Raw genomic sequence first — 12,369 nt, forward strand, 5'->3', positions numbered from 1 at the left:
CCGCTTCATCCCCGGGCCCGGGCCCGCAACAACAGCACCGCCACATCGTCGATCCGCCCCCGAGGCATCGCCCGGGACTCCAGGAGCCGGTCGGCCAGCTCGTCCAGCGGCAGGTCCCCCGTCTCCGCGAGCACCCGCCCGAGATCGGCGAGCGCGTCCTCGATATCGGTGCCCGGCGACTCGATCAGCCCGTCGGTATAGAGGGCGAGCACGGATCCGGGCGCCAGATCGACCTGCGTCGTCTGATAGGTGGCCGAGCCGTCGATGCCCAGCAGTGGACCCCCGGCCAGGTCCAGCACCCGCACCCGCCCGTCCGGCCGTCTCAGCAGCGGCGGGGGATGACCCGCCCGGGCCATCACGGCCCGCCCGTGCTCCGCATCGAGCCGCAGATACAGACAGCTCGCGAACAGATCGGCGCCCAGGTCGATCAGCAGCCGGTTGGTACTGCGCATGACCTCCGCGGGCGGCTGCCCCACGGTCGTGTACGCCCGTACGGCCGTACGGATCTGTCCCATCAGACCGGCCGCCGTCACATTGTGGCCCTGCACATCCCCGATCACCGCCGCGGCCTGTCCCTGCGCGGGCACCAGGTCGTAGAAGTCGCCGCCGATGTCCATGCCCTGAGTGGCCGGCAGATAGCGGGCGGCCGCGTCGATGCCGGGCAGCGGCGGCAGGGAGTGCGGCAGCAGCGCTGCCTGGAGGCCGTGGGCCAGTTGGTGCTTGGCGTCGTAGAGCACCGCCCGCTCCAGGGCCTGCGCGATCAGCCCGCCCAGGCTCGTCAGCACCGCACGCTCGTCGGCGGGGAAGCCGTGCGGCTCGGTGTAGGCGAGCACGAGGGTGCCGACCGGGCGGCCGGAGGCGATCAGCGGCAGATAGGCCCAGGCGGCGAACCCGTCGGGCGTGGCCTCTCGGGCCGGGTACAGCCGCTCCAACTGCTGCTGGTCCTCGAAGAACGCGGGCACACCCGTGGTCAGGACATGCGTGCCCGGTGTCCGCTCCAGCAGCGGCAGCCCGTCGAACCGCTCCACGACGTGCGAGTCCGGGTAGCCGTGATGGCCCAGCACATGGAGTCGGCCCGCCCGGGAGCCGAGCACCACCAGGGCCTGGCTGCCCACCGCCGGGGCGATCTCGTCCGCGGCCAGTTGCACCACGTCCTGCACGCCCACCGCCTCGGTGAGCGCTCCGGCCAGGCTCAGCACCTGGGAGATCGTGACCAGGCGTGACGGGGCGTCATCGGCCGGGCGGTGCCCCCGGTTCATCTCGGCCACCGCTCGCGCCCGCGTAATGCGGACGCTCAGCCCCGAGGTGCTCGGATACAGGCGGAACGACAGCCAGTCGCCCGGCGGTCGCAGCGCCACGAAGGAGGTGCTCTGCTGGCTCATCAGCGCGGCCCGGTAGCGGTCCTCGTAGACCGGGTCGTTGAGCCACGGCACCGACGCCCACAGCTGGGTGCCGAGCAGCCGGCTCACCGGGACGCCGATCAGCTCGGCCGCCGCCGCGTTGGCGAAGGAGATCCGGCCGTGCAGATCGAGCGAGCAGAGCCCGTAGGGCAGCCGGGCCACCATCCGCGCCGACTCGACCGAGCCGAGCGTGCCGGCGGCGCCGGCCAGGCCGGGGCCGCCGAGCAGATCGGGCTCGGGCAGCAGCGGGACGCTGTCCTCCAGGGCGCGCGCCAGCCGGGCGGCGAGCCGGTCGCAGGCGGCGCTCAGATGGGTGCGCTCCCGGTCGGACAGGTCAGGCGGATGCGATCCCGGCCAGGTCACGAAGACCGCGCCGTAGGCCGTGGACTCGGTGGCCACCGGCAGCGCCGCGAGCGCGAAGGGATAGGGCAGGACGACGGAGATCCGCGGATACAGGCGGGCCATCTCCTCCTCGCCGCCGACCCACACCAGCCGCCGTTCGCGCACCGCGTCGGCCACCGGGATCGGCGCGCTCAGCCCCACCCGCTCCCAGGGCGCCGCGAACGCTCGGGGGAGTCCAGCCATCACCGCCATCTCCAGTACCGGCTCCTTGCTGGCCAGCAGATAGACCGCGCCGGAGTGCGCGTGGACCTCGTCCATCATCGAGGCCAGCGCGAGCGACAGCAGCGGCCGGCCGATCCGCGTCCGGGCGGTCGCCGGTGCCTGGGCGGACGGTTGACCGTCGGACACGCCGACCACCTCCTCGCACGGCCGGGTGACGGGTCCCAGGGAACAAATCTCCCTCCTGGCGGCCCGGCGCGCACGGCGAGCGGGACCGGCCGCGAGGGTGCGGGCCGTACCCCCTCGGTCCCGGCCCACGCCCGGCAGTAGAAGCGCTTGCCGGGGTACGGGATCCGCGTGTGCGCCCCCGCGCCCCGTGATGGCTGGTTCTACGCGCGCAGGAAGGGAGGACGGAGCGAAAAATGGGGCACGCGCTCCTCACCTATGGGACCGGCGAACGGTGACGCGAAGGGACGACCAGTGATCCGGGTTCTTCTGGTGCACGACGAGTGTCTGGTCCGATCGGTCCTGGCGGACTGGCTGCGCCGCGAATCGGACCTCGGGGTGTTCCACTCCCCGTGGCGCAGCGCCTCGGGGAGTGTGCGCAGCGTGCGGCCGGACGTCTGCGCGGCCGACCTGGAATGCGCGGACACCTACGGCATACCCCCGCTGGGTGAGCTCGGCGAGCGGGTGCACGGCGTGGCGCCGCCTCGGCTTCTCGTCCTGGCGAGCGCGAACCGGCCGGGTCTGCTGAAGGGCGCGGCGGAGGCGGGGGCGCTCGGCTATGTGGACAAGGAGGGTGGCATGCCGGAGCGCCTGGTGGAGGGGATCCGGCTGGTTGCCGAAGGAAAACGTTTCGTTGATGACTCGCTGGGCTTCGGATTTCTCCGGGCCGCCGAAATGCCGCTGACCAGACGGGAGCTGAGTGTCTTAGTCCTCGCCGCCGAGGGGGCCTCCGTCGCGGAGATCGCCGGGAGCCTGCACCTGTCCAACGGGACCGTGCGCAATTACATGGCGGCCATCACCCGCAAGACCGGGGCCCGCAACCGCATCGACGCGATCCGTATCTCGCAGGGCGAGGGCTGGCTGTGACGGTACGGGCGTCCAGCCCCCGACGAGGTCCCGGTACAGCGCCGAGCGGCCCAGCAGCTCGCCGTGCGTGCCGTACGCCGTCGTACGGCCGTCCATGACCAGGACCCGGTCGGCGCGGCGCGCCGAGCTGATGCGGTGCGCGACTACCACCAGGGTGCCCCCGGGCCGCGCGGCGAAGGCCCGCTCCGCGCGCTCCTCGGCCCGCGGGTCCAGATGACAGGTCGCCTCGTCGAGCAGGACGAGCGGGGCGTACGACAGATAGGCCCGGGTCAGCGCGACGAGCTGCCGCTCTCCCCCGGACAGCGCCGCCGGTTCGACCGTGGCGTCGGGCCCGCCGAGCGCCTCCAGCAGCGGCAGCAGTCCCACCGCCTCGGCCGCGGCGAGCAGCTCCTCCTCGGGTACGGGATCCGGCCGCAGCTGCCCGAGATTCTCGGCGAGAGTGCCGGTGTGGACGTACGCCTGCTGCGGGATGAGCACCCGACACGCCGAGGCCTCGGGCCCCGGTACGGGGTGCCCGCAGACCTTTATGGCCCCCCGTTGTGGTTCCAGCAGTCCGGCGACCAGCGCGGTGAGCGTCGACTTGCCGATCCCGCTCGGACCTACGACGGCCAGGTGGGCCCCCGGCGGGAGCACGAGGTCGAGGTCCTTGACGACGGGGGCTGCGGTGGGGCCGTAGGCGAAGGTGACCGAGGTGAGGGAGAGGGCGGGGGTGCCGGGCGGCGTTGGGGAGGGGCGGGGGAGTCGCCGGGGTGGCTCCGGAAGTGTGCCGCGCATCAGCCGCCGTAGCACCACCGCCAGCCGCGATCCGCTCGTGCCCACGCCGTGGACGAGATTGCGCAGGGCCGGCAGCAGGGACTGGGTGACGTAGGCGAGCGCGCCTACCAGGGCGCCCGGGGTGACTCCGTGGCCGAGGAGCCAGGGTGCGGTGGCGAGGAGGAGGACAATCGGGAGTTCGCCGCCGATGGTCAGGGAGGCCACGCGCAGGACGCCCCAGCGGGCCAGGGACGTCGCGGCCCGCTGTTCCGCGTCGATCCGGTCCTCCGTGCCGGTCGCGACCCTCGCCTCCGCTCCGGCCGCCGTGATGTCCCGCAACCCGGGGCAGACCGCGCCGAACCGCTCGGCGAGCGCCTCGTCGGCGACGAGGAACGTCTCCTGCCGATGGGCCAGCGGCCGCAGCGTCACCGCGAAGAGAGCCACCCCGGCGAGCAGCGGCAGCCCGACGACCAGCAGAAGCGGCGGGGCGAGCGAGAACAGGCCGATGAGGGCGCCGACAGCGGTGAACACGAACGAACGCGACACCAGCACAAGACCGGCGAAGGTGTCCCGTGCGATCTCGGCCTGCTGGGTGAGCCCGGACAGCGCCGCGGAGTCACCCTCCCGGACTCCGCGGGCCACGACCCGGGTCACCAGACCGTCCCTGAGGGGTTCGACCAGCTCGGCCACCGCGGCGTACACCCGTGCCGTCCCGTACGCCCCGACGAGTACCCCGAGCCCGGCCACCGCGAGCCACGCGAGGCCCGTGCCGGTCCGGCCCGCCAGGAACCCCTCGTCCAGGGCGCGCGCGGGCGCGTACCCGGTGAGGAAGGTCTGTCCGGTCTCCAGCACCGACCAGCCCGCGAGCCGCGCCACGACCCGCCATCGCTCCCGCAGGAACCGCAGCCCCAGACGCGGCAGATTCATGGCCGCTCCCCGTCCGCGAACGCCGCCCGGTAGCCGGGGAGTTCCCACAGCTGCTCGTGCGGTCCGACCGCCTGTATCCGCCCCTCGTCCAGCCAGGCCACGGCGTCCGCACGGGCCGCCGTGGCGGGCCGGTGGGCGATCAGCAGCCGGGTGCCGTCGCCCATCAGGGAGTCGGTGATCTGCGCCTCCGTCACCGTGTCGAGGCTGGACAGGGCGTCGTCGAGGATGAGGAGCCGTCCGCCGTGGGCGAATGCCCGGGCCAGGCCGAGGCGTTGGGACTCCCCGCCGGAGTGCGGCGCGTCGGCGCAGAGGGTGGCGTAACCGGCGGGCAGGCGGCGCACGAACTCGTCCGCGTGGGCCCTGCGGGCCGCTTCCCGGATCCGATCGGGGGAGCGGGGTAGCGGGCCGAGGCTGATCTCCTCCTCGAGGGTGCCGCCCAGCAGCGCGGGCCGTTCGAAGGCGTGGCCGATCGCCCCGCGCAGCTCGTCGTGGGACAGCTCGTGCAGCGGCACCCCGTCGAGCAGGACCTCCCCGGCGTCGGGCTCGGTGAGGCGCCCGGCGACCGAGGCGAGCAGGGTCTTCCCGGCGCCCGAGCGGCCCACCACGGCGAGCGTGGTCCCGCCGGGCACGACGAGATCGACGCCGTCGAGGACGGTCCGTCGGCCGCGCCGGGCGGTCACCCCGCGCAGCTCGAGACGGCCGGGGCCGGGTGGCAGCCGGCGGTCCCCGTAGGCCGGGGGCGGTTCGGTGAGCACCTCCGTGAGGCGTCCGGTGGCGGCCCGGGCGCGGGCGAGGCTCGCGAGCTGTCCCACCAGTACGCCGATGCCCGTGGCCAGCACCGCGTACCGCGACGCGGCGAGCAGCTCACCGACCGTCAGCCGGTCCCGGGTGAGCAGGAACCCCGCGACGGCGACGACCCCGAGCTGGAGCAGTGGAGCCACGGCGGCGGACTGTCCGGCGGCCCGCCCCTGCACTCGCCACATGCGACGTCCTGCCCGGGACAGCTCGGGCAGCGGCCGCAGGATCCGCGCGGTCTCCCGTTCTGTCGTACCCGCCGCCTGGATGGTGCGGTGTCCGCCGATGGCTTCCGAGAGCGCGCCCGCGATCCGTCCCTGCACTTCCTGGTAGCGGGCCACGCAGTCCCGGGTGTCGCGGGTGAAGGCGCGCAGCAGCAGCGCGAGCACCGGTGCTCCGGCCAGCAGTACGGCCGCGAGCCACGGGTCGATCAGCGCCAGGGCCACGAGTCCGCCGACCGGTCCGGCGAGCGCGGCGACCAGGGCCGCGCGTGCCGAAGGTGCCGTGCCGGCCTGCGCGGCGTTGCCGACGAGGCGGGCGACGAGGTCTCCGGAGCCGAAGCGATCGGCGGCGCGCGGGCCCACGGCCAGGACATGACGGTTCAGGCGCCGACGCAGCCAGCCGGTGGTGCGGGCGTCCACCGTGCCGCCGAGCACGGTCTCGCCCGCGTCGAGCAGGGCGAGCAGCAGGACCAGCGCGGCGCAGTACAGCACCCAGCGGGTCGCCGGGGCGTCGGCCAGCAGCAGGTCCAGGGTGCGGCCCAGCGCGGCGGGCAGCAGCAGCCCTGCCCCGGTGGCGGCGGTGCTCGCCAGGCACAGGGCGAGCCAGCGGGCGGGGACCGGACCGAGCAGGCCGGGCTCCCTCGTGCGCGTGGTCATGCGGCGCCCTCTCGGTGTGCGGGACCCCGGGGGCCCCTCCCTCACGGGAGCGGACCGCCCGGGGCCGTGGTCGCGCGGTGCCGTCAGAGACAGAGGGTGATGCTCGCCGCGCTCACGCAGGACAGCAGGCTCAGCGTGCTCACGCCGCCGGTGCTGGTCTGCTCGTCGGACTCCATCGTCTGCAGGTCGAGAAGTGCCATGTCGATTCCTTCCGTTGGATGTCGTCACCCGTGGGGACGGGGTTGGATCACGGCTCCGTCAGAGAGCGGAACCGCGCTGTGGGGGCCGCCCGAGCGGCGGCAGGAACGGCAGATGAGCGTCTGCCCCGCTGCCGAGGGCCGCGCCGAGCGCGAGCAGGCACCCTGCCGTTCCGGTGCCCAGGTCCATCGACAGCCGCATCATCTGGTGTCCGGGGAAGGCCAGTTGGCCCTGGTAGGACATGGCGAGCCAGCCGAGCCCGGCGATCTGGTCGGTGAGCCGCTCCCGGCTCGCACCCGGCGTGGTGGTACGGGCGAGGTGCAGGATCATTCCGGCCCGGCCCTGCAGGAGACCCGGCTGCACATAGAAGCGGCAGGTGGCGGCGGCGAGGATGCCCGCGCGGGCCCGCTCGAACTCCCCGTCGGCGTCGGCGGCACGGGCGAGGAAGTCGTCCAGGACCATGCCGATCCCGGCGCTCCCCTCCCCGAGGTACGGCAGCGTCCGCCAGCCCTCGTCGACCTCCAGCGAGCCGTTCTCGTGCGTGACACAGCACTCCAGGTCCCGCCGCAGCGCCACCCCGGCCGCCGCCAACAGCCGTGCCTCGCCGGTGCGTTCGTACTCTCGGAGCAGGAACAGCGCGGGCCCGCTCGCCCCGCGCAGCAGCCCGGCCCGGCGCCGCCGCGGGGTGTCCGGAAGGGGTTCCGCGAGACGTCGTACGAGGATGTCGGCGGCCTCGGCGGCACGGTCCCGCAGCTCCGACTCGCCCGTCCTGTGCGCGAGTTCGCCGAGGACCAGGCCGAGCCCCGCCAGTCCGCCATGCAGGTCGGAGGCGAGGTTCTGCCAGCGCTCGGCGAGGATCGACTCGACCAGGTCGAGGGCGCGCTGCCGGTGCCCCAGCCGGTCCAGCACATGGGCGACGCCCGCGAGACCGTCGTACAGCCCGAGCGGGGTGCCCGTCGGCGGCGGTGCGGTTCGGGCGAGGAGCCAGCGCTCGCCCTCCTCGTAGCGCTCGGCGCCGACCGCGTCCAGCGCGTACAGCACCCCGGCGGCGCCGTGCGCGAGACCGAGGCCGCCGCCGTCGGAGAACTGGGTGATGTCGCCGGGGAAGAGCCGGTCGTCGCGCTCCGGGGTGGCCGAGGCGAGAATCGCCTTGACCATGGAGTCGCGGCTGTAGGGCCAGTCGCCGGGCTCCACGAAGGACTGCCTCGGCGCATCCCGGGTGATCTCCGAAACCGCCTGTTCCAGGAACTCCGGTGGCACGTCCGGGAACTGACGGCCGATCACCTCGGCGAGATGCGCCGCCTTCCCCCGGTCCACCACGAACAGCGTCGTGACCGGTAGGAACAGGGCGATCCGCAGACAGGCCAGCGCGTAGCGGTCGACGTCGATGCCCGTGCGGTCCGGCGGGGCGAAGAAGCCGGGGTGGGCGACCACCTGGCGGCCCTGTTCGGTGACCGGGGCGGCGGCCTCGAAGTCGAGCAGGGACACCGACTCCTCGTCGGGCGCGACCATGATGTTGAAGACATGCAGATCGTTGAAGACGATCCCGCGCGCGTGGACAGCCTCCACCGCCCGCTCCACGGCGCCGTAGATCTTCAGCGCCCAGGCCGTGAAGTCGGCCACGTCCTTGGGGTCGGGGTCGGGCGTGAGCAGCGGATGCCGTTCGGCGAGGTAGGAGTTGAGCGGCCGCCCCTCCAGGAAGTCCATCACCAGGAACCGGTGGTCGCCGAGCGTGAACCAGTCGCGGACCTCCGGCACCACACCCGTCCCGGCCGCCTGCTCCAGGGCCTGCTTCTCCCGCTCCAGCCGCGCGATGGCGTCCGCCCCGTCGGAGGCGAGCCCCGCGTGCGGCCGCCCCTCCTTGAGCACGACCCGGCTTCCGTCCCGGCTGTCGGTGCCCGCGTACACCCCGCCGCCGTTGGAGAAGTGCAGCGCCTTCTCGATCCGGTACGGCAGCTCGCCCACCGTCGTGGTGTTGCGCGCCGCCAGATGCGGTGCGAGGAAGGCCGGCAGCGTCACCCACTCCGGGACCTGGAAGGACGGCGCCCGCCGGTCCGGCACCAGCCGCCCCGCGCCGTCCCGCACCGCCGGCACCAGCGAGCCCCGCTCGTCGACGACGAAGGTGCGCGCGAAGGCGCCGTAGCGCACATAGAGCGGACCGTCGCCCCAGCGCAGATCGGTCAGGATGTACGGCCCTTCGAAGCCCTCCAGCAGTTTGCCCAACTCGCGCAGTACGACATGCAGTTGCTCCTCGTCGGCCGGATACACCGTGACGAACTTGCCGCTGCTGTCGCGGGCCGCGTACTTGGTGTTGCGCAAGTGCAGCAGATGCGGGCCCGGCACGAACTTGAACGGGATGCGTCGCGGCACGCAGTAGTCCCACACGATCGCCGCGATCCGCTCCGCGTTCGCCCGGGTGGCCGAGGCATGGATCTTCCAGCCCTGGGCAGGGCCGGCCACCGGGGCGCCGTCCGGGCCGAGCGGGGTCAGGTTCAGCCAGTCGCCGATGCGCGCCGCGTCCCAGCCGTCCGGCACCTCGCGCCGCGCCGCCTCGTACAGGGGCGCCGCCTGCCGAGCACCCGCGGACAGCCGGTCCGGCGTCTCGTAGAAGTGCCGGTCGGCGAGCGCGTACACCTCGTACCGCTTGTCCATGCCTCCCCCTTCGTGGCCCGGCAACGAGCTTCCAGGCAGCCACCGGGGCGCGGACAGTCGCCTCTGTCACGAGACCACCGTGCGGAACGCATGCGTCAAGACCTGTTCGGTGGGTTTCGAGCGTGGCCTTCGCAGGCACTCCATCGAACGCGCACAGGGGCTGCGCACGTGTCTCATAAGCGCTGTAATGGCCAACGTGGGCGGTGAGGGCGCTGCGAGAAGCAGATCGAGAAGACAGCGTGCCGAAGATGCCCTCAGCACGGTCGCCGACGACCCCGAGACGCCCGACCGGCTGCGCCGCATCCTCGAACAAGCGCTCGTATTCGCCCATGCGGCCTTCGCCGCCGTGTACACGCTGACCGAGGACGGCGAGCTGTTGTGCCTGGTCGAGTGGGCCGGGGCGCCGCGCACCCAGTACGGGCTGCGCGAGAGCTATGCCGTCACCGGCGGCTCCGCGGTGGCCGACGCGCACCACACGGGGCGGCCGGTGTGGCTCGGTCCGAAGGAGCTCGCCGACCGCGCCCAGTCCCGGCGGGTTTCGGCGGGCGACTTCCATCTGGCGGTTCTGCCCGCGCGCGGGCAGGACGGCGACGGCTGTCTGGTGGCCGTGAGCGAACACGCCAAGGGCTTCGACACCGAGGACCGCGACTGTCTGGAGCTGATCGCCCGCACCTTCGCCTGGCCCACGCCCGTGGGGCGCGCCGAGGGCGGCGAACTTCCCGCCAATGCCTTCAGCCTCGCCATGGACACCGGCCGCGTCGAGGTCGGCGACGACATCCTGGACCTGTTCGGGATCGGCCCGGACGAGTTCGACGGCAAGGTGGAGACCCTGCTGGGGCTGACCGTGCCGGAGGACCTGCCCTCACTGATGTCCGTCGTCGAGGCCGACCACATGTCCATCGGCGACCGCGAGCTGGAGTTCCGCGTGCTCCAGCCGACGGGCCCGCCCAAGTGGCTCAGGCTGCGCGGGCGGCTGCTGCCCGGCGGCGAGGGGCAGCAGGCCCGGCTCGCGGGCACCGTCGCCGACGCCTCCAAGCTGCGCTCCGACGTCACCGACGTGGCCCGCGTCCAGCGCCTCGCCGCCGCCCTCGCCACCGCCGGCACCGTCCGCGACGTCAGCCAGGCCGTCGTCGCCGCCCTGCGCACCCCCCTGCGCGCCGACCGGATCGCCCTCGCCGAGCTGGAGAGCGACCGGCTCGTCGTCACCGTCCTCGACCCGCCCGATCCCGAGTCCTGGCCCGAGCTGTGGCGCCTGGAATGGCGCACCGAGTGGCCCGACGCGCCGGTGCGCGCGATGCCCACCCTCGCCGCGGCCCTGCGCGAGGGCCGCGCCCAGATCTGGCCGGCCGGCACCCCGCTGGAACCCGCCCTCGCCGAGGTCGGCCCCGGCGGCCTGGCCGTCCTGCCGCTGCCCGCCGCCGGCCGGATGGCGGGCGTCTGCCTGATCGGCTGGGACGCCCCGCACCACTTCGGAGCCGATGAACGCGCCCTGCTCACCGCCTCCGCCGGACTCACCGGGCAAGCCCTGATGCGCGCCCGCGCCTTCGACGCCGAACACGAACTCGTCGGCATGCTCCAGCGCCAGCTGCTGCCCCGCCGCCTGCCCCGGCTGCCCGGCGCGGAAGCCGTCGCCCGCTATCTGCCGAGTACGGCCGGTCTGGAACTCGGCGGCGACTGGTACGACGTGATCCCACTGCCCGACAACCACGTCGCCCTAGTCATCGGCGACGTCCAGGGCCACAGCGCGGCCGCCGCCACCCTGATGGGCCAGATGCGCACCGCCCTGCGCGCCTACGCCGCCGAGGGCCACCCGCCCGACGTGGTCGTCTCGCACGCCAACCGGCTGCTGATGGAGCTGGAGACCGACCTCTTCGCCACCTGCGCCTATGTCGACGTCGACCTGGAGGAGGGCACCGCCTGGTGCGTGCGCGCCGGACACCTCCCGCCGGTGCTGCGCCACCCGGACGGCACAACGGACATCGCCGAGGCCGAGGGCGGCCCGCCGCTCGGCGTCATGACACAGGCCGATTTCCCGATGAGCCCCCTGCGGATCCAGCCCGGCACCCTGATCGCGCTGACCACCGACGGCCTGGTGGAGTCCGTCGAGGCGGACATCGACGCCGGGATGGACGGCTTCGCCCGCGGCCTGGCCGGCTCCGACCCGGCCCACCTCGGCCTGGTCGCCGACGCCCTGCTCGGCAACGCCCGCCGCAGCGACGACGTCGCCCTGCTGCTGATGCGCTACGACGGCATGGCACTGCGCCCACTGCGCGAGAGCTGGACGGTGTGGCGGGTGCCCGAGGCGGTCGGCCACGCCCGCCGCTTCACCCGCCGCACCCTGCGCACCTGGGGCCTGGCGGGCGAGCGGGACGCGGTGCTGCTGGTCGTCTCCGAGCTGGTCACCAACGCCCTCGTGCACACCGAAGGACAGGTCCGCCTCGACCTCACCCTGATCAACAGCCGGCTGCGGGTCTCCGTCGCCGACACCTCGCCCCGCAGCCCCGTCAAACCCACCAGCATCGGCTGGGAGGCCACCGGAGGCCGCGGCATCCTCCTGGTCGAGGCCATGTCGGCGTCCTGGGGGACGGTCCCGGTCAGCGGCGGCAAACAGGTCTGGAGCGAGATCGAGCTGAACCGCTGAGCCGCGGGTACCCGGGGGCCAGGGAGCTGAGCGAAGGAGTACGTCATGGCCCAGCACGTCCGCGACATCATGACCGGCGTCCTGCTCACCGTGGAGCCGCAGGCCTCCGTGGCGGCGGTGGCCCGCATCATGCGCGACCAGGATCTCGGCGCGGTCCTGGTGACCGACGGGGACCGGCTGCGGGGGCTGGTCACCGACCGTGACCTCGTGGTCCGTTCGCTTGCTCAGGGCGAGGATCCGGAGCAGACCACCGTGGCCGGAGCGTGCAGCGACGACGCTCTGGTCACCGTCGGGCCCGACGACGAGGTGGGCACGGCGGTACGGCTGATGCGCGAGCACGCCGTACGGCGGATTCCGGTCATCGAGGAGGGCCGCCCCGTGGGCATCCTCTCCCTCGGCGACCTGGCGATGGAGCGCGATCCGGACTCCGCGCTCGGTGGCATCAGCGCCGCCCGCTCCAACATCTGACCAG

Annotated in this window: 7 protein-coding genes and 1 pseudogene; 3 read left to right on the forward strand and 5 right to left on the reverse strand. The window is 73.6% G+C overall.

The features are described from left to right. Positions 1–5 precede the first annotated feature (5 nt). Positions 6–2,159, reverse strand: coding sequence for a SpoIIE family protein phosphatase (locus tag OHT76_RS40000; protein ID WP_328875780.1), 2,154 nt, complete (start codon positions 2,157–2,159; stop codon positions 6–8). Positions 2,160–2,765: 606 nt separating this feature from the next. On the opposite strand from OHT76_RS40000, the pseudogene OHT76_RS40005 reads away from it, so the two are divergent. Continuing rightward, positions 2,766–2,969, forward strand: a pseudogene (locus tag OHT76_RS40005) (helix-turn-helix domain-containing protein); the annotation flags it as partial. Here the strand turns inward: OHT76_RS40005 and OHT76_RS40010 are convergent. The 4 genes from OHT76_RS40010 to lanKC all read right to left on the reverse strand — a co-directional run bounded on the left by OHT76_RS40010 (position 2,892) and on the right by lanKC (position 9,256). Next, entirely contained in the window at positions 2,892–4,781 is a 1,890-nt protein-coding gene (locus tag OHT76_RS40010) for an ATP-binding cassette domain-containing protein (RefSeq protein ID WP_443049888.1), read from the reverse strand. The pseudogene OHT76_RS40005 and the gene OHT76_RS40010 overlap by 78 nt on opposite strands. After that, positions 4,730–6,406: an ABC transporter ATP-binding protein gene (locus OHT76_RS40015; RefSeq protein WP_328875782.1), complete on the reverse strand. Its 1,677-nt coding sequence runs from the start codon at positions 6,404–6,406 to the stop codon at positions 4,730–4,732. The genes OHT76_RS40010 and OHT76_RS40015 overlap by 52 nt, the downstream gene beginning before the upstream one ends. A gap of 83 nt (positions 6,407–6,489) precedes the next feature. After that, complete coding sequence (locus OHT76_RS40020; RefSeq protein WP_315883136.1) at positions 6,490–6,606, reverse strand: SapB/AmfS family lanthipeptide; 117 nt, start codon at positions 6,604–6,606, stop codon at positions 6,490–6,492. 58 nt (positions 6,607–6,664) lie between these two features. Next, positions 6,665–9,256: a class III lanthionine synthetase LanKC gene (gene lanKC, locus OHT76_RS40025; RefSeq protein ID WP_328875783.1), complete on the reverse strand. Its 2,592-nt coding sequence runs from the start codon at positions 9,254–9,256 to the stop codon at positions 6,665–6,667. Between the two features lie 187 nt (positions 9,257–9,443). Between lanKC and OHT76_RS40030 the strand changes: the two genes are divergently transcribed. Both OHT76_RS40030 and OHT76_RS40035 read left to right on the forward strand, forming a co-directional pair. Next, entirely contained in the window at positions 9,444–11,897 is a 2,454-nt protein-coding gene (locus tag OHT76_RS40030) for a SpoIIE family protein phosphatase (protein ID WP_328875784.1), read from the forward strand. Between the two features lie 45 nt (positions 11,898–11,942). After that, positions 11,943–12,365, forward strand: coding sequence for a CBS domain-containing protein (locus tag OHT76_RS40035; protein ID WP_328875785.1), 423 nt, complete (start codon positions 11,943–11,945; stop codon positions 12,363–12,365). Positions 12,366–12,369 lie beyond the last annotated feature (4 nt).

It is taken from the genome of Streptomyces sp. NBC_00287, from assembly GCF_036173105.1.
Taxonomy (GTDB): domain Bacteria; phylum Actinomycetota; class Actinomycetes; order Streptomycetales; family Streptomycetaceae; genus Streptomyces.

What these genes read in the sequence shown, in the direction of transcription:
- OHT76_RS40015 (WP_328875782.1), bottom strand. Translation starts at nt 6,406, where the DNA reads ATGACCACGCGCACGAGGGAGCCCGGCCTGCTCGGTCCGGTCCCCGCC.
- OHT76_RS40020 (WP_315883136.1), bottom strand. Translation starts at nt 6,606, where the DNA reads ATGGCACTTCTCGACCTGCAGACGATGGAGTCCGACGAGCAGACCAGC.
- lanKC (WP_328875783.1), bottom strand. Translation starts at nt 9,256, where the DNA reads ATGGACAAGCGGTACGAGGTGTACGCGCTCGCCGACCGGCACTTCTAC.
- OHT76_RS40030 (WP_328875784.1), top strand. Translation starts at nt 9,444, where the DNA reads ATGGCCAACGTGGGCGGTGAGGGCGCTGCGAGAAGCAGATCGAGAAGA.
- OHT76_RS40035 (WP_328875785.1), top strand. Translation starts at nt 11,943, where the DNA reads ATGGCCCAGCACGTCCGCGACATCATGACCGGCGTCCTGCTCACCGTG.